The sequence below is a fragment of the Methylomicrobium agile genome, from assembly GCF_000733855.1.
Lineage (GTDB): Bacteria > Pseudomonadota > Gammaproteobacteria > Methylococcales > Methylomonadaceae > Methylomicrobium > Methylomicrobium agile.
The window spans coordinates 2,510,912-2,530,511 of record NZ_JPOJ01000001.1 but is presented as its reverse complement, the minus strand read 5'-3'; the positions used below and the strand labels follow the sequence as shown (position 1 = coordinate 2,530,511).

General features: G+C 54.9%; 23 protein-coding genes. 11 read left to right on the top strand and 12 right to left on the bottom strand.

Features of this window, described 5'->3' with window-relative positions:
- Positions 1-351: 351 nt before the first annotated feature.
- Genes CC94_RS0112030 through CC94_RS0112010 form a run of 5 tightly spaced genes read left to right on the top strand, consistent with a single transcriptional unit; the run spans position 352 to position 3,980 of the window.
- On the top strand, positions 352-630 hold the full coding sequence (locus tag CC94_RS0112030) for a LytTR family DNA-binding domain-containing protein (protein WP_031431018.1): 279 nt from the start codon (positions 352-354) through the stop codon (positions 628-630).
- A 29-nt stretch (positions 631-659) separates the two neighbouring features.
- Complete coding sequence (locus CC94_RS0112025) at positions 660-1,586, top strand: malate dehydrogenase (protein WP_031431016.1); 927 nt, start codon at positions 660-662, stop codon at positions 1,584-1,586.
- A gap of 13 nt (positions 1,587-1,599) precedes the next feature.
- Entirely contained in the window at positions 1,600-1,809 is a 210-nt protein-coding gene (locus tag CC94_RS0112020) for a VIT1/CCC1 transporter family protein (RefSeq protein WP_005370094.1), read from the top strand.
- Between the two features lie 7 nt (positions 1,810-1,816).
- Entirely contained in the window at positions 1,817-2,110 is a 294-nt protein-coding gene (locus CC94_RS0112015) for a GIY-YIG nuclease family protein (RefSeq protein ID WP_005370093.1), read from the top strand.
- Positions 2,111-2,162: 52 nt separating this feature from the next.
- Positions 2,163-3,980 carry a hypothetical protein gene (locus CC94_RS0112010; RefSeq protein WP_005370092.1) on the top strand — a complete coding sequence of 606 codons (1,818 nt, stop codon included), beginning with the start codon at positions 2,163-2,165 and terminating at the stop codon, positions 3,978-3,980.
- Positions 3,981-3,998: 18 nt separating this feature from the next.
- Here CC94_RS0112010 and CC94_RS0112005 read toward each other — a convergent pair whose 3' ends face one another.
- The 9 genes from CC94_RS0112005 to ffh form a co-directional block, all read right to left on the bottom strand.
- Positions 3,999-5,225: a glucose-1-phosphate adenylyltransferase gene (locus tag CC94_RS0112005; protein ID WP_031431013.1), complete on the bottom strand. Its 1,227-nt coding sequence runs from the start codon at positions 5,223-5,225 to the stop codon at positions 3,999-4,001.
- Between the two features lie 325 nt (positions 5,226-5,550).
- Positions 5,551-6,489 carry a DUF5655 domain-containing protein gene (locus tag CC94_RS0111995; RefSeq protein ID WP_005370091.1) on the bottom strand — a complete coding sequence of 313 codons (939 nt, stop codon included), beginning with the start codon at positions 6,487-6,489 and terminating at the stop codon, positions 5,551-5,553.
- Between the two features lie 417 nt (positions 6,490-6,906).
- The gene (locus CC94_RS0111990) at positions 6,907-7,494 is read right to left on the bottom strand and encodes an ankyrin repeat domain-containing protein (RefSeq protein ID WP_005370090.1); all 588 of its coding nucleotides are present in this window, start codon (positions 7,492-7,494) and stop codon (positions 6,907-6,909) included.
- 38 nt (positions 7,495-7,532) lie between these two features.
- Positions 7,533-7,808, bottom strand: a complete 276-nt coding sequence (locus CC94_RS0111985; protein ID WP_005370089.1) for a hypothetical protein — start codon at positions 7,806-7,808, stop codon at positions 7,533-7,535.
- A 281-nt stretch (positions 7,809-8,089) separates the two neighbouring features.
- Positions 8,090-8,434, bottom strand: a complete 345-nt coding sequence (gene rplS, locus CC94_RS0111980) for a 50S ribosomal protein L19 (protein ID WP_005370087.1) — start codon at positions 8,432-8,434, stop codon at positions 8,090-8,092.
- An 8-nt stretch (positions 8,435-8,442) separates the two neighbouring features.
- The gene (gene trmD / locus CC94_RS0111975) at positions 8,443-9,186 is read right to left on the bottom strand and encodes a tRNA (guanosine(37)-N1)-methyltransferase TrmD (RefSeq protein WP_005370085.1); all 744 of its coding nucleotides are present in this window, start codon (positions 9,184-9,186) and stop codon (positions 8,443-8,445) included.
- A gap of 9 nt (positions 9,187-9,195) precedes the next feature.
- Entirely contained in the window at positions 9,196-9,708 is a 513-nt protein-coding gene (gene rimM, locus CC94_RS0111970; RefSeq protein ID WP_005370083.1) for a ribosome maturation factor RimM, read from the bottom strand.
- Between the two features lie 6 nt (positions 9,709-9,714).
- Positions 9,715-9,966 (bottom strand): 30S ribosomal protein S16, encoded by a 252-nt coding sequence (rpsP, locus tag CC94_RS0111965; protein WP_005370081.1) that lies wholly within the window; start codon positions 9,964-9,966, stop codon positions 9,715-9,717.
- Between the two features lie 531 nt (positions 9,967-10,497).
- Positions 10,498-11,856, bottom strand: coding sequence for a signal recognition particle protein (gene ffh / locus CC94_RS0111960; protein WP_005370079.1), 1,359 nt, complete (start codon positions 11,854-11,856; stop codon positions 10,498-10,500).
- A 201-nt stretch (positions 11,857-12,057) separates the two neighbouring features.
- On the opposite strand from ffh, the gene CC94_RS0111955 reads away from it, so the two are divergent.
- The 4 genes from CC94_RS0111955 to CC94_RS0111940 all read left to right on the top strand — a co-directional run bounded on the left by CC94_RS0111955 (position 12,058) and on the right by CC94_RS0111940 (position 14,159).
- Positions 12,058-12,852 carry a cytochrome C assembly family protein gene (locus tag CC94_RS0111955; RefSeq protein WP_005370078.1) on the top strand — a complete coding sequence of 265 codons (795 nt, stop codon included), beginning with the start codon at positions 12,058-12,060 and terminating at the stop codon, positions 12,850-12,852.
- Between the two features lie 29 nt (positions 12,853-12,881).
- Positions 12,882-13,076 carry a DUF1289 domain-containing protein gene (locus CC94_RS0111950; RefSeq protein WP_031431008.1) on the top strand — a complete coding sequence of 65 codons (195 nt, stop codon included), beginning with the start codon at positions 12,882-12,884 and terminating at the stop codon, positions 13,074-13,076.
- A gap of 33 nt (positions 13,077-13,109) precedes the next feature.
- Positions 13,110-13,709 (top strand): MBL fold metallo-hydrolase, encoded by a 600-nt coding sequence (locus tag CC94_RS0111945; protein WP_005370075.1) that lies wholly within the window; start codon positions 13,110-13,112, stop codon positions 13,707-13,709.
- A 147-nt stretch (positions 13,710-13,856) separates the two neighbouring features.
- Positions 13,857-14,159, top strand: a complete 303-nt coding sequence (locus CC94_RS0111940; protein WP_005370067.1) for a hypothetical protein — start codon at positions 13,857-13,859, stop codon at positions 14,157-14,159.
- 98 nt (positions 14,160-14,257) lie between these two features.
- On the opposite strand, the gene CC94_RS0111935 is transcribed toward CC94_RS0111940, so the two are convergent.
- The 3 genes from CC94_RS0111935 to CC94_RS0111925 form a co-directional block, all read right to left on the bottom strand.
- Positions 14,258-14,950, bottom strand: coding sequence for a DUF3313 domain-containing protein (locus tag CC94_RS0111935; protein WP_005370062.1), 693 nt, complete (start codon positions 14,948-14,950; stop codon positions 14,258-14,260).
- 198 nt (positions 14,951-15,148) lie between these two features.
- Entirely contained in the window at positions 15,149-15,565 is a 417-nt protein-coding gene (locus tag CC94_RS0111930) for a hypothetical protein (RefSeq protein WP_005370061.1), read from the bottom strand.
- Positions 15,566-15,738: 173 nt separating this feature from the next.
- Positions 15,739-16,104, bottom strand: coding sequence for a glycine zipper 2TM domain-containing protein (locus CC94_RS0111925; RefSeq protein ID WP_005370058.1), 366 nt, complete (start codon positions 16,102-16,104; stop codon positions 15,739-15,741).
- A 242-nt stretch (positions 16,105-16,346) separates the two neighbouring features.
- Between CC94_RS0111925 and rapA the strand changes: the two genes are divergently transcribed.
- Positions 16,347-19,166 carry an RNA polymerase-associated protein RapA gene (gene rapA, locus CC94_RS0111920; RefSeq protein ID WP_031431006.1) on the top strand — a complete coding sequence of 940 codons (2,820 nt, stop codon included), beginning with the start codon at positions 16,347-16,349 and terminating at the stop codon, positions 19,164-19,166.
- 8 nt (positions 19,167-19,174) lie between these two features.
- Positions 19,175-19,522, top strand: coding sequence for a hypothetical protein (locus tag CC94_RS0111915; RefSeq protein ID WP_005370055.1), 348 nt, complete (start codon positions 19,175-19,177; stop codon positions 19,520-19,522).
- Positions 19,523-19,600: the final 78 nt, after the last annotated feature.

The window sequence follows — 19,600 nt, the reverse complement described above, 5'->3', positions numbered from 1 at the left end:
TAACCCGTAACCCGTAACCCGTAAGGCGGAACCGGCTCTGCCGGGTTCCGCCGAAGGAGAGTGGATTGCCTGGCATGGCGGCGGATCGCCTGACGGCATCCGCCCTTGTATATTAAAGCCCTCTACAAATACAGGATTAATTAAACCGAAGAGTTTATAGTGATTGCCGATTTCTGGGGAAGCCGGTCCGCCCTGAAGCCTTGAGCTTGTGCGTAGAATGGCTCCCCACCCTCGTCATCCATGCCGTGGAGTATCTGAGACCTGTAAGCTAAGCTTCTGAGTCTGCATTCACAACCCGTAAGGCGGAACCGGCTCTGCCGGGTTCCGCCGAAGGAGAGTGGATTGCCTGGCATGGCTTTGAAGCATGTTGTGGCGTTTTGCTATCGCGAAAACGCTCTACAAGCTCCGCAAATCCATAGAGGCAGCCCGGTCAATCTCCATCATGTGCAGGGATTGAAACCCAGACTTGGCGAGGAGCATGCCTATAAGGTCTATTTCAAGACCAACCCGGACGAATTACAGGTCGGCCCGAATTATCCGCACTTATTGCGGACGGCGCTGCTGGGCGATATTTCAGGGTCATTATCGATGGCATTGGTCTTGCCTTACACAATACGTTATCCTACCTAAGACCAAACCACCCAGGAGTTCGGTGACTCATGAAAATTGCGATCATCGGCACCGGCCATGTCGGATCGACCATCGCTTATGCATTGGTGCTGAAAGGCCTCTGCGACCATTTGGTGCTGGCCGGCAGGAATCTGGCCAAAGCGCATGGCGACGAACTGGATTTACAGCATACCCTCGCCTTCTGCGAACGTACGATGCTGATCGAAAGCGCTCCGATCGAAGCCGTCGCAGCGAGCGACATTCTGATCGTCACCACCTCGGTGCCGTTATCCGACCACATGACTTCGCGCATGGAGCTCGGCCCGGCCAATGCAGCCTTGTTCCGGCAGCTGATTCCGCGCTTGGCGCGCAACAATCCGGACGCGATTTTGATCATCATCACCAATCCGGTCGATGTCCTGACTTATCTGGCGACGCAGATTTCGGGTTTTCCGGCTTCAAGCATCATCGGTATCGGCACCCTGGTGGATTCGGCGCGCTTCAGGTCGCTGCTGTCGATAGAGCGGCAGATTCATCCGGACGATCTGCGCGCCTATATTCTCGGCGAACACGGTCCGAACCAGTTTCCGCTGTTCAGCACCGCCTCGATGGGCAGCGAGCATATCGACGACAACCCTTTGCACCGCGAGATTTTCAACGCCGTGTACAATGCCGGTTTCGACGTCTACAACGCCAAAGGCTACACCAATTTCGCGATCGCCGCCGCGGCCTGCGAAGTGGTCCGCGCGATTGTCTACGATTCGCATAGGACTCTGCCTCTCAGCACCTATCTTGAAGACTGGCTTGGAATCCGGGACAATTGCTTCAGTATTCCGGTCGTGGTCGGGCGGCGCGGCGTCATTCGCCATCTCCATCCTTACCTGAACCGAACGGAAAGAAAGGCATTGGAAAAAGCGGCCAAGGAGATCAAAGCCCGGATCAACCGCCTGCTTTCTTCCGAGTCCGGCTTGCGTTAACCAGGAAATCGGCGTGCAATTTCACCATCCGGAATCTCACCGCACCCACCGGCCCGGCTGGCTCCGCGCCGCGGTATTGGGAGCCGACGACGGCATCGTCTCGACGGCCAGCCTGATCGTAGGCATCGCGGCTTCGCGCGCGGCGCAACAAGATATTTTGCTGGCCGCCTGCGCAATGTCGATGGCGGCCGGCGTCGGCAAGCTGTTCGGGACCGCGGCGTAGGCTGCCGATGACCTGGTTCGTCTACATCATCCTCTGCAGCGACGACTCGCTTTATACCGGCATCACCAATGACGTGCAGCGGCGCTTCGAGCAACATGCCGGCGGACGCGGCGCCAAATATTTCAACGGCCGGCGGCCCGAGCGGTTCGTGTATCTGGAAACCGGGCATGACCGCAGTTCCGCGACCCGGCGCGAGCTGCGGCTTAAAAAATTGAGCCGCCCGCAAAAAACGCGGCTGATCGCGTCGGAAGCCAACCGGATCGACGATTTCCTGCATCTGTTGCCCGGCACACCGACTTGAAGCCGCGCTTGGCCCACGCTGAGCGGATAACTCGATCCGGGAGAGGAAATGGATGGCCCGATACGCCAATATTTATGACATCTGCGACACGCCTATTTTAAAAGAACAGCCCTACGCAGAACCGGGCCGTAATCTGAAGCGGCTTTATCGAAAAGTCGCGGGTAACGGGTTATTGAAATACCTGATCCTTAAAGGCTGCCGCCATCCGGAAATTCCGATGCAGGCGGTTCCCGCCTATCAGGCAGTCATCCGCGCCGCAATGCGCGCCGGTTACGACGAGTGGCGGGATGCCGGCTGGATCGACCGCACATTCAAGCCGATTGCCGAACTGCTCGACCGGATCGATCCGCCGCATTTTCGCCGGCGGGAAAAAACACCCTTGATCCAGACCAATCCCAAGCCGGAAGCGTTGGATACCGTCATCGAACGCTGCCTGCAGGATATCCTGCAAACGTGGAACTCGCATCACGAAAATCCCTATTTCCCGGTTGCGGCGCAGGTCGTTTTGTCCGGCGACGATCAAATGAACGGCGAAAACTTCCTGAATATTCTCCGCGGCGTCGGCGCTTTCGAATACCGGAATGCCGTTTTGTTGTTCGCCTTGATCCGCTGCTTCATTCATTGCAACCCCGTAAAATTGAAGGTCGTCCGCAAACCTTATCGAGGCATTGCGGAAAAGCTGTTTCAGCGTTCGCACTGGTTTATCCATCGTACCGCCTTCTACGATGTCAATTTTTTCGAACTACTGCTGACGCGGGTCGCAAAAAACCGGCTAACGCCCGATGAGTTGCAGCCAATCGTGCAAATCCTGGAAAACCTGCTCCACTTTTGCGTCGTCACCAGCCAGGAATGGCTGGTAACCCCCAATAACGGCATCCGGCATCCCGCGACAACCTGCTTTCCTGAGGACGAAAGGGCGGAATGCCTATTCAAGCTGAACCAAAAGAATCGAGCAATCAAAAAGGATCTGGGCTTCGGCAATTATGCCCCCGATACCGATACGACCTTTTTCACGCTCTCCATCGCGAAAAAGTGGCTGGATCTTGTGGAGGAAAAACACCTTGCCGCCGACGTGAAACTGCTCAGGGAATGCCGGAATTTTTTGGCGCATCCCTGGGTGGAGATCATCACCGAATACCAGATCGGCAGCGGTTACACTTCGAATCCGCCGACGATCCGCATGACCCGTCCGCTGGACTATCAGGGCGCGATTCCGATCTGGTTCGACAAACGGTTCCGGAAATCCGACGGCCGTATCGTTCGGGAACCGGCAGGGAACGAAATCTGCCCCGGCCATAACATGGATATTCTGGAGGCCATGCTGGTCAACCGGAAGCAGTGGCGGTCCCTCGAAGGGGACAATCTGAAGACCGTGCGGCGCTTGCTCGATTTTCATTACCGAACGGTTGCGAGCGGCAACTTCAGGCATGAATCCGTTTTTCAGTATTATCTGCCGGAGATCTACGTTTATTACATCGGCCGCTTCTACGAAGCCTACTTGACGCTCGGCGATGCCGAAAAAAATAGCCTGAATCCCGAAGGACAAGTCGAAAAAATTCGCCGGATCGCGCTCGATTACTGCAAATCCGAGCTGATCGGCTATACCCTGAATGCGTTCGACGCCGCCATCGCGGTGGCTGCATTGGCGCTGCTGCGTCATGAACCGCGGGATGACGGCCTGATCGCCACGGGTTTGAAGACGATGTCGGATGCGCTGGGAGAAGGCGCAAAAGGCCACCTTTTCCAACCTTACGAATGGACGCGCTTGCGGCACCCTTGCCGAATCATCGTCGGCAGCGAAGTGGCGACTTCCCTGTTCGTCATGAGCGCCTTCGCCAGCGCGAAACAGTATTTATACGGAAACGGATAGCCCGCCGGCAGGCCGCGCTCAATAGGCCAGGGAAATCATCCGATTCCCGCGCGGCACGACGGTGATCCCCGACGCATCCACGAAATACTGCCGGGCGTCTTTTTCGCGATCGAATCCGAGTACGGTGCCCGCTTCGATGATATTCTGCTTGTCGACGATGACCCGGCGCAGCCGGCTGCCTTTGCCGATCTTCACGTAATCCAGGATGATGCACTCGTCCAGTTGCGCGCCTTCCTCCAGCACCACTTCCCGTCCCACAATGCTGCGGCAAATCAATGCCTTGTTTAGCCAGCCGGCGGAACAGACCAAACTGTCTTCAACATATCGGCTGGTGATTTTTACGCCGGGTCCGTCATAACGGGACGAGCGGATAGGCCATTGAGGATTGAACAGATCGAAACAAGGCCGTTCCCCGAGAAGATCCTGATGGGCCTGCCAGTAGGATTGGAGCGTACCTACGTCGCGCCAATAGGCGGTTTCTTCGTAAGGTTTGATGCCCGGCACCTGATTGGCGGCGAAATCGTAGGCAAACAGACGATGCGTCCTCATCAGACGGGGCAGGATTTCGCTGCCGAAATCGGTTTCGCCGCGTTGATGAGCCGCTTCGACGATGCCGCGCAGCTTTTCCACATCGAAAAGGTAATTGCCCATCGACACGTAAGCCCTTTCGGAATCGCCGGGCATGGGCTTTGGCTTCGCGGGCTTTTCGCGGAAAGCGCTGATTCGCCCCGCGTCATCCGTTTCCAGTACGCCGAAAGAGACGGCTTCGGCCAAGGGCACCGATCGCGCCGCCACCGTGACATCCGCCTTGTTGGCGCAGTGGAACTCCATCATCTGGCGCACATCCATCCGATACACATGGTCGGCGCCGAAGACGGCCACCAACTTGGGTTGATGCCGGTCGATAAGGGACAGATTTTGATAAACCGCATTGGCGGTTCCCTGAAACCAGTCGTCGCCGAGCTGTCTTTGCGGCGGCACTTCCATCACAAACTCGCCGGTCGCTACCCGGGAAGGTTCCCAGGTCTTGTGCAAATGCTCGATCAGGGATTGGGACTTGTACTGCACCACCACATAAATCGATCCCACCCCCGAATTGATCAAATTGCTGATCACGAAATCCACCAGCCGATATTTCCCTCCAAACGGAACCGCCGGCTTCGAGCGATGCGCAGTGAGAGGATAGAGCCTTGAGCCTTCGCCGCCCGCAAGCACGATGGCGAGTATTTTATCGGGATATTCCATGCAAATCTCTCCTGCGCCTGTAACGAACAGAACGCTTCATTTTCCGTTTATGACTCTTCCCCCATTGGATGCCTTGCCGTTTTTCGAGTTCACCCCGGAAATACGCTGTCAGCGGACAAAAAGTTCTTGAACGTCGCAGTCTCGATAACCGAGCTCGTCGCGCGCCGTGTCGAAGAACTGCTCTGGAAACTGTTTTACGGTATCGCGGCCTGATGCGGATTTTCCGAATAGCCGACAGCGGGCATCCGGTGTTGGACAGCACCGAGCTCACCCGACGCGAACCACTCAGCGGTGAGCGGTCGAGTGGAGCGCCGTGTTAGAATCGTCACCCCCCAACCTTGTTGTACGCTGATTCAATAAACGGCTTAACTAATTCAAAGTCTCGCTCCGATGAAATAGTGAACTCAGTATCGCCTGTACCGTAATGCCCGATTTCTGTCACGTCACGATAGAATTTAGGCGGTGCCTCAACGTCATTCGCGCTTAGTTTTACAAATAACTTTATATTTCTGCTTTGCGGCTCCATGCACACAATATTCTGAGAAATCTTGTATGCGACATAGAACTTTTTCGGCACTTCCTCAATAGCAGGATCGAGTCCAACGATATACTCACGAATGCCGTGCATGAGAGACTGTATGTGCGCGGGCTTTCCCTCAAGATGTTCTTCAAATTCATAAGTAGCGGTAGCACGCACTTGCGCAGCCTTTTTCCCAGCCTCCACCATAACCGGATTCTTTCCTCCATCAACAGAAGATGGCGAGAGGGTCACCTTAGTTGCTTGGAACACCTCCTCAAGGTAGATCGAACCATTCTTGAAAAGACGGTACTTCCATAACTCGATATTCGCTCCCATTACTTGAACCGCATGCAGATCGTACTTTTTATAATTTGGGGCGATACAAATAACTCGGACATCTGACCAGTCTACTTCAACGCCATTTCCGAGCGCCCGCTGAACGGCTATTTCGAAATCGCCCTTGTGGTCCTGAATCCAGTGCAGGTAGAAAAGACTCTGGTTTATAAGCTCGGAAGATTCAACTTTCTTGTATTCAATGATTACGGGATTGTTGTCCTCGGACAACGCCAGGCTGTCTATTCGCCCGGCATGTAATGCACCCGTCGAAAACTCTGAGGCGACAAAACGGCAGTTAAACACCGTCGCAAGATTTCGCTCAATAAGGGTCTGTAATTCCTTCTCCAGAGCAAAATTCGTTTGCTCCACAGGAACAAGATTTTCCCCAGATATCTCAAATAGTGGCATTATGAAATGTGCTCCTGCTCTTTCTCAAAATTCTAACAACAAAAATAGCCTGCTAAACAAAGCGAAGTCCGGGGCAGCGATCTGTTAGGCATTTTCCTCACCCCATTCATCAACCCTAAATACTTTCTTGAAGTCTGCATATTCGCGATCCAGGTCATCAGCAAAAGAGCTGTAGGACGTTTTCGCGATAGCAAAACGCCAACAGGCTTCAAAGCGACGGCGGATTGCCTGGCGGCGAATCCGCCCTACAAGAGCTTTCTGCTGTGTACCAGTCTAACGTCGGGCAACGATGAAGCTGTTGCCCGACCTACCAGACTACATTTGCTCATGGCGTACCCCTTTCGTGTTGGCTAACGTGAAACTAAGGGGCGCGCAGCGTAGCGGAGCGTCCCTTTAAGTACCATGTTAGAACTATTCTCACATGCTACCCCGGATAAACGTCTCACACTTAGCACAATAATAGCCTTCGGTGACTTCACAAAGGCCATCTAAATTCATGCCTCCAAATGACACGAATGACTCATCTTTAATTAAGGGTGCATAGTGCCCTCTCCGGCACTTAGTGAATTTGTCTTTTTTCTGAGCACCTATTTCGGTAAGGAATTCAGAACACGCATTTGCGCCTATCGAGAGCGCGTAATCGAGTGCGGTGAAGTGAAGCAGCCAACGGTTCAAACGTGGATTTTGGGAGAATTCTTTGTCACGGTAAAAATTCCGAAAAAACACTGCATCGTGTTTGTGGAACACCTCAAGAATAGGCCGCGAATCGACTTGAATTGCCTCAAAGATAGACGAACCCCACAACGGCGCGCCGACACTAAGCAAAAACTCGGTACACACGGTATTTCCAGCAGCGGCTGATGCATCCAATGGAGTCATCCAAGGATCATAAGTTGTTCTTCGGTCGATTCGGCACCCACCACGAATGAGCTTCTGAAGCTTCTCGATGTTTCCTTGTTGAGCAAGACTCACTACAGTAATGGGGTCGGTGAAGCGTTCAAACAAATCACTACTCCAAATTCTTACGAGATCAGACGCAAAGCTCAGCCGAACTGAACAAATCCGATTTGTGACCTTTCATTAGCAGAGATATACATCTTTACGTGATGGTGATGAATACCAATTTCGGCTTTGAACGAAGAGCCATCTGAATTAGTGCAAGAAGCGACCATTACGAAGTATTGGCCACCGAGCTGCACTTCTTCGCAATAGATATAACGGCCGATGCTGCCCTCGCTCGAATAAGGCTTTAAAGCCGCACCTAACTCTGCCCATGCCTCGTCGGTGAGAAGTACTCCGAATACTTTCTTCTGATTCATTATAATGTTCCTTCTTTATGCTTCTAACATTAATTACACATCCTAAATGACGCAATATTTTATGTCATTTAGGAGGCCTAAACTTTTGTAAAAATTTAAAACTACTCCAGATTCATGCAGGTGCCGAAAATTATCATATCCTCAATAAAACACAATACTCTTCATAACAATTTTCCGAACATCTTCCCTAAGCCGACGAATCGCCAAAACTAAAATCCGCCTGCATTGCCGCGCATAAAAAAGGCGACTCGAAGTCGCCTTTTTTATTTTCCGAGAAAATCTTAGGAGAGTTTTTCCTTGATTCTCGCCGCCTTACCGGTCAGATCACGCAGGTAGTACAGCTTCGCCCTGCGCACGTCGCCGCGGCGCTTGACCTGGATTTCGCTGATCAGCGGGCTGTGCGTCTGGAAAACGCGCTCGACGCCGGTGCCGTGCGAGATTTTTCTGACGGTGAAAGCAGAGTTCAGGCCGCGGTTGCGCTTTGCGATCACGACGCCTTCGAACGCCTGGATTCTTTCACGCTCGCCTTCTTTCACGCGGACTTGCACGACCACGGTATCGCCGGTCGAGAATTCCGGGATCTGCTTCAATTGTTCTTTTTCCAATGCTTCAATAATATTGCTCATTACCACACCTAATAAACATCAAGTTCAATTTTAAATTCATTCAGCAGGGCTTGCTGATCCGGGCTCAGATGCATTTTTTCCAGTAAGTCCGGGCGTCTTAGCCATGTTCTGCCGAGCGCCTGTTTCATTCGCCAGCGCTCGATTTCGGCATGATTGCCGCCCAGCAACACCTTCGGCACCGGATGGCCGTCCAGATGCTCGGGCCGGGTATAGTGCGGGCAATCCAACAAGCCGTTCCGGTGCGAATCCTGCTCCGCGGAGGCTTCGTCGCCGAGCACGCCGGGCAACAGCCGCGTTACCCCGTCGATCACGATCAAGGCAGCCAGTTCGCCGCCGCTGATTACGTAGTCGCCCAGCGACCATTCCTCGTCGCAATCGAGTTCGACGAAGCGCTCGTCGACGCCTTCATAACGCCCTGCGACAAGAATCAATTGACTGAGTCGGCTGGCCTCGGCCAACATTTCCTGGGTCAATAACCTGCCTTGAGGACTTAAGTAGACCACTTTGGCGGGGCCTGAGCCCGCCGCTTTCGCCGCCGCCACCGCATCGTGCAGGGGCGGATATTTCATCACCATGCCCGGTCCGCCGCCGTAGGGCCGGTCGTCGACGGTCCGGTGGCGGTCTTCGGTATAATCCCTGGGATTCCACAGGTTCAGGCTGACGAGCCGCCGCTCGATCGCCCTGCCGGTAACCCCGTAGTGTGCGGCGCCGGCCACCATTTCCGGGAAAATCGAGACGACATCGAAACGCATGCCGCCGATTTAAAACTCGGGATCCCAATCGGCCACGATCCGACCGGCATCGGTGTCGACCTTCACGATTGTCCGTCCCTGAATGAACGGCACCGCACGCTCGCGCTCGCCTTTCACGATTAGTACGTCGTTCGCGCCGGTTTCGAGCAGGCTGTCGACGATGCCCAATACCACGCCTTCGGTCGTCACCACTTCCAGCCCGATCAAATCGGACCAGTAATACTCGCCTTCGGACGTCTTGGGCAGTTGCTCTCGGCGGATAAAAATCTCGTAGCCGAGCAGGGTTTCCGCCTGACTGCGATCGCTCACGCCCTTGATATGGGCAATCACGCCGCTACCCTGCAGATGGCCGTCAGTGATCTCGACCGTCTTCATCTCGCCCTTTTTTACCAATAACCAAGGCGAGTAACTCAGGATGTTTTCCTTCGGGCTGGTATAGGAAAAAATCTTCAGCCAGCCTTTGACACCGAAAACGCCGGAGATTTTGCCGACACAGACGGTGTTATCGCGTTCCTTGATCAACCCGGATTAGGCCGACGCTTTCGCAGCGTCTTTAATCAGTCTTGCAACGCGATCGGAAGGTTGCGCGCCGTGCGATTTCCAGTATTCGACACGCTCGCTGTCCAGGCGCAATCTGACTTCGTTGCCGCGCGCCAGAGGATTGAAGAAGCCGACGCGCTCGATGTAGCGACCGTCGCGGCCGCTTCTGCTGTCGGCGACGATGACATGATAAAAAGGACGATTTTTCGCGCCGGTTCTGGTAAGGCGAATGGTAACCATTAAAGTTTTCCTCGAAACATTTAATTCAAAAAAATTAATCCGCCTATTCTACGCGATTTTAGCGATATGTAAAGTGCGGAATAGGCTCAAAATTCGGTTTGTGGATCTTGGGTGAAATGTCGAATAGGGATCGACGGCGCCGGTTATAGGCAGATCATCCAGTACGCTCTTTATGCCCTTCAGAGTAGCCGACATGCCTTCTAACCTGACTATTTATCCTGCGAGAGGGCTTGAGGGAAGGGATTTAAGAAAACTCTGAAAGTCCGGGAAACGCTCTCATCCAAGGGCAATGCCGTTAAGTCAAGAAAACCGCAGGCCGGATAAGCGTAGCTCACGCATCCGGCATTAGCGTGGTGGATACGCTACGCTTATCCACCCTACAGTATCTTTATTTCTTAAATTAACGGCATTATCCGGAAGGAGAGGAATTATTCGGAAATTTCTTAAAATCAATACTGCCGCCGTCAGCGGCTTTTGATCGTCCTCACCCTGCCCTTTCCCGCAAAGGGAAAGGGCTTTCAAGCACAAAGCTCAGCGCCGCAGTCCGCGTACGTTGCTCTTGATGCCGCGGATCATGTTCGCCATGTTGCCGCCGGCTTTCAGTTTCTTCATCATCTTTTCCATCATCATGAACTGCTTCAGCATCCGGTTCACCGCGTTCAGATCCTGGCCGCAGCCGTCCGCGATCCGTTTTTTGCGGTTGCCTTTGATCAGGTCGGGGAAGCGGCGCTCCTGCGGGGTCATCGAATTGATCACCGCGATCTGGCGAGCCAGTTCCTTGTCGTTGACCTTCTCCCGGACTTCCCGCGGTACGCTGCTCATGCCCGGCAGTTTGTCCAGCATCGTGCCGACGCCGCCCATGTTCTGCATTTCGATCAGTTGCTGGCGGAAGTCTTCCAGGTCGAAACTCTTGCCCTTTTGAATCTTGCGGACCAGCTTCTGCGCTTTTTCCTTGTCGACTTTCTGTTCGATCTCCTCGATCAGACTGAGCATGTCGCCCATGCCGAGAATCCGCGAAGCGACCCGGTCGGGATGGAAAGGTTCGAGCGCCTCTGCCTTTTCGCCGACACCGATGAATTTGATCGGCTTGCCGGTAATATGTCGGATCGACAATGCCGCACCGCCGCGCGCGTCGCCGTCGGCTTTGGTTAAAATCACGCCGGTCAATGGCAGCGCCTCGTTGAACGCCTTGGCGGTATTGGCTGCGTCCTGACCGGTCATGCTGTCGACCACGAACAAGGTTTCGATCGGCTTGGCCGCCGCATGCAGTTCCTTGATTTCGGCCATCATCTCGTCATCGATGTGCAGGCGGCCCGCGGTATCGATAATCAGCACATCCAGAAACTTGCGCTTCGCGGCGTCGATCGCGGCGTTGGCGATATCGACCGGTTTTTGGCTCGGATCGCTCGGGAAAAACATGAGTTCCAAATCCTGCGCCAGCGTTTCCAACTGCTTGATTGCGGCCGGACGATAAACGTCGGCACTCACCACGCCGACCTTTTTCTTCTGGTTCGTTTTCAGCCAGCGGCCCAGTTTGGCGACGGTGGTGGTCTTACCGGCACCCTGCAAGCCCGCCATCAGCACGATCGCGGGCGGGTTGGTGCGCAGGTTCAGCGCCTCGTTGCGCTCGCCCATCACCTTGACCAGTTCGGACTGCACCAGTTTGATCATCGACTGGCCCGGCGTCAGGCTGCTTTGCACGGTCTGGCCCAGGGCGCCGGTTTTGACGCGTTCGATAAAATCGGTCACCACAGGCAAGGCGACATCGGCTTCCAGCAAGGCCATACGTACTTCGCGCAGGGTATCCTTGATGTTGTCCTCGGTCAGGCGGCCCTGGCCTTTCAGTTTTTTGAGAGTATCGCTTAATCGGTCGGTTAAATTATCAAACATGGCGTAAACTTACTGGTAACTGGGAAAACTGGCCCCCGCACATAATGGGCTAGGATCAGGACACATTAACAGGCTATACTACCATACCTTGAGCAGTCCTGTAATCTTCACCGATTTTCCAGAAGCCGAGGCGGACGCCAACGCTTTCAAAACCGCCTAATCGATTCGAATCGGACCCATTTTCAGCCGCGAAACCGTTGAATGACCACACTTCAGCTTGCTCTTCTATCCATCGGCGCATATGTCTGCAATGCGCTGTTGATCGCCCGCCATTTCCATAAGCACAGAAGCGAAAAAGCGCCGCTGTCGCCCGGCTGGATCGGCGCCGCCGCGCACTTTGCGTATATCGGGGCCAATTTCCAGCAATACCAGGGATTTAATTTCAGTTTTTTCAGCACCGCCTCGCTGGTTTCGATGATCGTATCCCTGCTGCTGTTGACTGCGGCATTGAACAAACCGGTCGAAAAACTCGGCGTGATCCTGTTCCCTATCGCCGCCCTGATGCTCGGGCTGGATTTGGTTTCGACCGAAAAGCCCCATCCGCTGCACATCCATAACTGGCAAATGAGCACGCACGTCCTGACTTCGATCGTCGCGTACAGCCTGCTGAACATCGCCGCGCTGCAGGCAATATTGCTGGCGATTCAGGATCGGCAATTGCATAGCCATCCGCCGAAACGTTTCATTCAATCCCTGCCCCCGCTGCAGACGATGGAAGCGCTGCTGTTCCAGATGCTCAGCGTTGGCCTGTTCTTTTTGACGATCTCGCTGATCAGCGGTTTTATCTTTATAAAAGATCTGTTCGCGCAGCATCTCGCACACAAGACGGTGCTGTCGATTCTGGCCTGGATCATCTTTTCCGGACTGATCCTCGGACGCATCCGCTACGGCTGGCGCGGACGGACCGCGATCAAGTTGACCCTGTGCGGTTTTCTATCGCTGCTGCTCGCCTATTTCGGCAGCAAGCTGGTTTTGGAATTGATTCTGCACCGCTGATGCCGCACCCTTTCTTACAGCGAAACCCGATGAATTTTTCCCAGGAACCGCCGGCTTCCCCCTGTGTCAGATGCTGTTGTCTCGACCGGAACAACCTCTGCCTGGGCTGCTTTCGCACCCTCGACGAAATCACCGGCTGGACGCAAATGACCGAGGCCGCGCGCCTGGCCGTTCTGGCTCAAACCGAAAAGCGGCGCCTGCAGCACGACAGAAGCGAACAATGATTTTTTACCCTCCCACCTTCCGGAAGCGCAACCATGAAACAATTACATCGTAAAGATTTATTCGGCTGGTCGGTTTTCAATGAAGAACGCAACCTGGACTTCCACAGTGTGCTGTGGGTTCACCCCCAAGGCAATGTTGCGATCGACCCGCTGCCGTTGTCCGCGCACGACCGCAAACACTTGCAGGCCCTGGGCGGTGCCAAGTTTGTGGTGATCACTAATTTCGATCACGTCCGCGCCGGCTGGCTGATGGCCCAGGAATACGGCGCCAAGCTCTACGGACCGGCCGGGGACAAGGATCTGATTCCGTTTTCCTGCGACGTCTGGCTCGACGGAAATGAAGAAATCGTGCCCGGGTTGACCGTGTACGGCCTGGCCGGTTCGAAAACGCCCGGCGAATTGGCGCTGCTGCTCGAAGACGAAACCCTGATCACCGGCGACCTGATCCGCTGCCATGTCGGCGGAGAATTGTGCCTGCTGCCGGACGACAAACTGCAGGATAAAAGCCAGGCGGTCGCCTCGGTCAAACGCCTGGCCGCCCTGCCCGACATCAAAACCGTTTTACCCGGGGACGGCTGGCCGCTGTTCAACAACGGCGGCGACGCGCTGCGGCGACTGGCCGCTTCGCTCTGAAATCAAGAAATATTAGAATACAAAAACTTACAGACTATAAGGTAGAGGAAAGGCGGATCTTGTTATATATTTTGATGGTATGGAGAAACGGGAATCGTAGCATTTTGGATCTCCATTCCGCCGTCAACGATAGAGGTTACTATTACAATGAATATCATTAACTTACGAAAACATGTCCGGCGCGCGACCGATACGCGTCCGAACAGTGACCGCCGCAGCTCGCCCAGTCGATTCACCGCCGCCGAAAGACAGGAAAGCGAATCGGCATTCGCCAAACTCAACCGGCGCAAAGCGGAAAGGCGCCTGAAGGACCGCAGAAAACCGCTGCCCAACACAAAGCAGGAGCATGAAACTTTGCCGCCGGGCACCCAATATGCGCGTTTCAAACTGACCCGCGGCGAGAGGAATCTGATTCAGGATATGTTCCTGAGCGATCTCGATACGGAATAATCGAAAAATTTTACCGGCAAGGGAAATTCGACGCGCTTCGGGAAGCTTTGGACGGGGCGGGCACAACTAAAGCTTCTCCCCTCCCGCCTATTATCGTGCTACTCCGGCTCCCGGCACTCGGGATTCCCGGCCTTTTGGCAAAGCTGGTAGCTCAACTGTTGAGCCCAATACACATAAGCCTGTTCGACATCATCCCAATCGTTGAACGAACCAACCAGCGTTTTTCCTCCAGCCCGGCAATCGGCCGAGGCCATCAACAACTCCCCGGTCGTCGAATCGGTCACTTTTCTCTCGATGCTGGCCTGGCCAACGAACGATTCGGTGCCGAACGCCAGCCGCTTCAGCAGCGACGACACGCGCGCCGAAGGATACAAGGTCGTGAGCTGGTCCAAGAACAAGGTCGAAGTCTCGGCATCGGTAATCGCCAACTGGACCCGGATCGTATCCGGCCCCGGACGGGTAACCAATTTAAAATCCTTCTTCAAGGCTTCACGCACCCGGTATTCCAGCAATTCTTTCAGGCGGCTGCTTTCGATCTGGGGGCGGTCGTTCAATCCGGAATCCAGGGTCTTCCGAATCAGGACCGGATCGACGATGATTTTTTTGTAATGCGACCAGTCGGCGCCTTCCTTCCAATAGCTCAGCAACGCATCGTCGTCCCGATCCTCCTCCAAAATCGAATAATCGTTCAGAAAGTTGCTGGTCTCGACGTAACGGGCCTGATACGTCCTGGCGCAGCCCACGGCCGAGAAAACAGAGAGAAAAATTGCAATACGGAGAAAAAGGACCATGGCACCACTTTAAACCGGTTAAAAAATAAACGACACGGTTTAAGTGTAATGCAATTCACCCGTTTGACTATGCGGCCCGCGGACCGGAATGCGGAAGGAAAAACTCAAGACCTGCCGGCCGGGCCGGCAAAAGGTCTTGATGACTGCTTGAGAAACTTGAAAAAAGGACCCGTTGTAGACGAGTCAAGCGTAAGTGAGTTAGTAGCCGCCGATTCCGTTACCCAAAAATGAACCGGCCGCGGCACCGATACCGGCCGCCAGCGGGTCGCCCCTACCCAACTGGTAACCCATCACGCCGCCGATCACACCGCCCGCCAAGCCGTTTGTGGAAGGACGGCCGCCGCCGGAATAGTAAGGCACCGGAGCAGGGACAGGAACAGGGACAGCTGCCGGCACAGGATAAACCACGGCCGGCGGAGGGGCCATGTAGCTTACCACCGGCTGCGGATAATAATGATTCACGACCGGGGCAGGATAGTAATGGCCATGATAATGGGGGCGATGTCCCCAGCCGTAACCATGTCCGTGATGATGGCCCCACCGATCCGCGAATGCTGCACCCGGCAACATCATGGCCGACACAGCCAGGGAAATGAATAACAATGACTTTTTCATAAAATCGTTCTCCATGATGTATCAACTATTTAAAAAATAACGGTTAAAATTTTCGTTGGTTGCATTATCCATGATTTAACTGAATGCTTCCTTAACGAAAAAAATAATTTGACAAGGTCAAGGAACAAGACGAAAAAGCGGAGCGATTCAATGAATCCGCTTCGTCCACCGGCTTATCTGCCGATTTCGTTACCGATCAGGGAACCGGCCGCCGCGCCGACGCCGGCCGCCAGCGGATGGCCGTTGCCGACCTGATAGCCCAGCGCGCTGCCGACCACACTGCCCGCCAATCCAGCCGTGGAGCGGAGGTCCGGCTCGGGCTGCCGATAAGACTGCGGCGCCGGAACGGGTGCCGGATAGTAATGTGCAGGCGCGGGCGGCGCTACCGGCACATAATAATGCACCACCTCGTCCCGGTGCCCATGCCTATGCTTGTAATGCCCTTTGGCCTTGCCGTGATGGCCGCCGGAAGCTTCGGCAGCGCCTGCAAAGCTCAGGGCCACCGCAAAGGTCGGGATTAAGGTCAGTATTTTTTTCATAGCCGTTTCGGAATGTCAGTTAAAAGATCAGTCGTTATCAAAGTTTAAAATGATGATGTTATCCATTATAAGCCGCATGATCTGAACGGAGGCTTAACATGCGGATATTGGCGGCCCGATTGCGCAGCGGAATATCTCCGGCTACTTGATCCGCCTTCCAGGATGATTTCCCCCCTATATTTTTCCCGACAGCGCTTATAATAGCTGCCTTTCTTCACATCTTAAGACGAGCGAATCGATCAATGGAAAACTTCATTCCGGGACAACGTTGGATCAGCAATACCGAATCGGAATTGGGACTCGGGCTGATTCTCGAAGCGGCCTACAACCGGGTCACGGTGTTGTTCCTGGCAACCGGCGAGAAAAGAATCTATGCGCGCGATAACGCCCCGCTGACCCGCGTCAAATTTTCACCCGGAGAGACGATCGAAGCCATCGACGGCTCCAAAATCACCGTGCAGTCCGTATCCGAAAATAACGGCGTCATTACCTATATCGGCAGAAACAAGGCAGGCAAGGAAGTCCGCATGGAAGAAATGGAACTGAACCACCACATTCAATTCAACAACCCCCAGGACCGCCTGTTCACCGGCCAGTTCGATCCGCCGTCCTGGTTTTCGCTGCGCTACGATACCTGGCGGCGGCTGCGCGAACACCATCAGTCGCCGGTCAAGGGCCTGATGGGCGGACGCACCAGCCTGATCGCACACCAAATCTATATCGCCCACGAATGCGCGAACCGGCTCGCGCCGCGGATCATGCTCGCGGACGAAGTCGGCCTCGGCAAGACGATCGAAGCCGGGATGATCCTGCACCATAGGCTGATCAACGGGCTCTCCGTCCGTATTTTGATCATCGTACCCGAGACGCTGCTGCACCAATGGCTGGTCGAAATGCTGCGCCGCTTCAATCTGCGCTTCAGCATCGTCGACGAGGAGCGCTGCCGCAACGTCAACCTGGAAAACGAGCTCGCCGACGAAGAGTTCGACGAGGAACCTCTTGAAAACGAAAACGTGTTCGTGAACGAACAACTGGTGCTGTGCAGCCAGTCGTTTTTCAGCCGCTATCCGAACCGGCGGAAGCAGGCGCTGGAAGCGGGCTGGGACATGGCGATCGTCGACGAGGCGCACCATCTGGAATGGAGCGAAGCCAATCCGAGCCCCGAATACCTGTTCGTCGAACAGCTCGGCCTGCAAACGCCGAGCCTGATTCTGCTGACCGCAACGCCCGAGCAACTGGGCAAGGAGAGCCACTTCGCCCGCCTGCGGCTGCTCGATCCGGACCGCTTCTACAGCTACAGCCGTTACCTGGAAGACGAGAAGCACTTCGAGCCGGTCGCCAATGCGGCGCGCGCGCTGCTGGCCGAAGAGACATTGACCGATGAAGCCGCCGCGGCCCTGCGGGCGCTGGTCAAGGACGACAATGTCGAAGGCCTGTTGAAAAACCTGAACAATCCGGAAAAATCCGCGCATGCGCGCGCGCAATTGATCAACGTACTGCTCGACCACCACGGCACCGGCCGCATCCTGTTCCGCAACTCCCGGCATACGGTGCAGGGTTTCCCCGACCGCGAACGCTACGGCTACGTGCTGGAAGGCCGGGAAAACCGGGACGATCCCGAACAGGACCCGCGCTTTGGCTGGCTGGTCGATACCATCAAACGCTTCGGCGGCGACAAGGCGCTGTTGATCTGCAAAAAAGCGCAAACCGCGATCGACCTGGAACAAACGCTGAGGAACCGGACCGGCATCGCCGCCGCGGTCTTTCACGAAGGGATGACGATCATCGAACGCGACCGTGCAGCCGCCTATTTCGCCGACCAGGAAAGCTCGGCCCGCCTGTTGATCTGCTCCGAAATCGGCAGCGAAGGCCGCAATTTCCAGTTCGTGCACCAATTGATCCTGTGGGACCTGCCCGTCAACCCCGATTTGCTGCAGCAACGGATCGGCCGCCTCGACCGGATCGGCCAGAAACACATCATCGGCATCCATGTGCCGTACCTGCGCGGCAGCGAACAGGAACTGCTGTTCCGCTGGTACGACGAAGGCTTGAACGCGTTCCGCCATAACAACTCGGCCGCCCAGCACGTCGCGGACGAACTCGCGGCAGAGCTGGATGCCCTGCTGGCCGCGCGCGACTTCGATTTACTCGACGGCTTCATCGCCAAAACCCGCGAGCGCAGCGCCGCGATCGAGGCCGAACTGCATCAGGGCCGCGATCAATTACTCGAACTGAACTCCTGCCGCAAAGACATCGCCGACAAATACATCGACGCGCTGCAGCGCTACGAACGGGAAAGCCATCTCTGGCAATACATGGAAGACGTGTTCGACAGCTACGGCGTGGATACCGAATTCCATTCGCCCGATTGCTTCATCGTCAAACCGGGCGACCATCTGCGCATCTCGCACTTTCCGAGCCTGTCGGAAGACGGCATGACGGCCACGATCAACCGGTCGATTGCGCTGGCCCGCGAAGATTTCCAGTTTTTGACGATGGAGCACCCGATGGTGCTGGGTGCAATGGACCTGGTCATTTCCAGCGAAACCGGCAATGCCTCGATCAACGTGGTCAGGCATCCGGACCTGAAGGCAGGGCAATTCCTGCTCGAATGCCTGTTCGTGGCCGAATGCAGCGCGCCGCCCGAACTGCAGATCGGCCGCTTCCTGCCGCCCACGCCGATCCGCGTGCTGATCGGCCAGAACAAGCAGGACCTGACCGATACCGTCGATTATGACGACCTGATCGATGCCGGCATCACCTTCGACAAGGGTAAAATCGTCGCGTTCATCAACAACCAGCGCCATCATCTGACGCAAATGCTCGGCGTTGCCGAACAACGCGCCCAAAGCGACAAACACGCGCTCGTTCAGCATGCGGCCCAAGAAATGCTCGGCTCGCTGGCCGAAGAGATCAAACGGATGATGCGTCTGCAAAAAGTCAATCCGTCGATCAAGCCCGAGGAGATCGAACACCTGAAGGAAATGACCCTGCTCGCGCACGACAATATCGAATCGGCCGAGCTGAAACTGGACGCAGTAAGGTTTCTGATCACTCATTAGGCGAAACAATGAAATTGCCGATACGGATTTCCCGATTGACGCTTTACGGCCTGACCGTATCGGGAAGTCTGTATCTTTACTCTTTAAACGGATATTTGAATACTCTCCATTCCGAACTCCCCGTGCTCGCGGAATGGGAAATGACTCTTCCCTGGAGTATTCGGGTAATGACCTCGCAAGCCTTCATATGGGTCGCCCCGGCAATCCCGCTGCTTGGCGCCATCGCGGCATGGAAGCTCACAAATAATGCAAAATTATATTTTTCGGTCTTGCTGGGATCACTGCTGGCAATGATTATTTTAGTGTTTTTTATTTTTCTTAATGAGCCATTGGAAGGCCATCTGGTATGCTGCTGAATTGCAATTTACTCCTGCGCGCATCAAACACTTGATCCTGCCAATTCAAGCCAAAAGAAGCTGCGGATTCGATCGAAC

What these genes read in the sequence shown, in the direction of transcription:
- rapA (WP_031431006.1), top strand. Translation starts at nt 16,347, where the DNA reads ATGGAAAACTTCATTCCGGGACAACGTTGGATCAGCAATACCGAATCG.
- CC94_RS0112005 (WP_031431013.1), bottom strand. Translation starts at nt 5,225, where the DNA reads ATGGAATATCCCGATAAAATACTCGCCATCGTGCTTGCGGGCGGCGAA.
- CC94_RS0111985 (WP_005370089.1), bottom strand. Translation starts at nt 7,808, where the DNA reads ATGAATCAGAAGAAAGTATTCGGAGTACTTCTCACCGACGAGGCATGG.
- trmD (WP_005370085.1), bottom strand. Translation starts at nt 9,186, where the DNA reads ATGCGTTTCGATGTCGTCTCGATTTTCCCGGAAATGGTGGCCGGCGCC.
- CC94_RS0111915 (WP_005370055.1), top strand. Translation starts at nt 19,175, where the DNA reads ATGAAATTGCCGATACGGATTTCCCGATTGACGCTTTACGGCCTGACC.
- ffh (WP_005370079.1), bottom strand. Translation starts at nt 11,856, where the DNA reads ATGTTTGATAATTTAACCGACCGATTAAGCGATACTCTCAAAAAACTG.
- CC94_RS0111935 (WP_005370062.1), bottom strand. Translation starts at nt 14,950, where the DNA reads ATGGTCCTTTTTCTCCGTATTGCAATTTTTCTCTCTGTTTTCTCGGCC.
- CC94_RS0111925 (WP_005370058.1), bottom strand. Translation starts at nt 16,104, where the DNA reads ATGAAAAAAATACTGACCTTAATCCCGACCTTTGCGGTGGCCCTGAGC.
- CC94_RS0111950 (WP_031431008.1), top strand. Translation starts at nt 12,882, where the DNA reads ATGAATTTTTCCCAGGAACCGCCGGCTTCCCCCTGTGTCAGATGCTGT.
- CC94_RS0112030 (WP_031431018.1), top strand. Translation starts at nt 352, where the DNA reads ATGGCTTTGAAGCATGTTGTGGCGTTTTGCTATCGCGAAAACGCTCTA.
- CC94_RS0111995 (WP_005370091.1), bottom strand. Translation starts at nt 6,489, where the DNA reads ATGCCACTATTTGAGATATCTGGGGAAAATCTTGTTCCTGTGGAGCAA.
- CC94_RS0111945 (WP_005370075.1), top strand. Translation starts at nt 13,110, where the DNA reads ATGAAACAATTACATCGTAAAGATTTATTCGGCTGGTCGGTTTTCAAT.
- CC94_RS0111930 (WP_005370061.1), bottom strand. Translation starts at nt 15,565, where the DNA reads ATGAAAAAGTCATTGTTATTCATTTCCCTGGCTGTGTCGGCCATGATG.
- CC94_RS0112010 (WP_005370092.1), top strand. Translation starts at nt 2,163, where the DNA reads ATGGCCCGATACGCCAATATTTATGACATCTGCGACACGCCTATTTTA.
- CC94_RS0112015 (WP_005370093.1), top strand. Translation starts at nt 1,817, where the DNA reads ATGACCTGGTTCGTCTACATCATCCTCTGCAGCGACGACTCGCTTTAT.
- CC94_RS0111955 (WP_005370078.1), top strand. Translation starts at nt 12,058, where the DNA reads ATGACCACACTTCAGCTTGCTCTTCTATCCATCGGCGCATATGTCTGC.
- rplS (WP_005370087.1), bottom strand. Translation starts at nt 8,434, where the DNA reads ATGAGCAATATTATTGAAGCATTGGAAAAAGAACAATTGAAGCAGATC.
- rpsP (WP_005370081.1), bottom strand. Translation starts at nt 9,966, where the DNA reads ATGGTTACCATTCGCCTTACCAGAACCGGCGCGAAAAATCGTCCTTTT.
- CC94_RS0111940 (WP_005370067.1), top strand. Translation starts at nt 13,857, where the DNA reads ATGAATATCATTAACTTACGAAAACATGTCCGGCGCGCGACCGATACG.
- CC94_RS0112025 (WP_031431016.1), top strand. Translation starts at nt 660, where the DNA reads ATGAAAATTGCGATCATCGGCACCGGCCATGTCGGATCGACCATCGCT.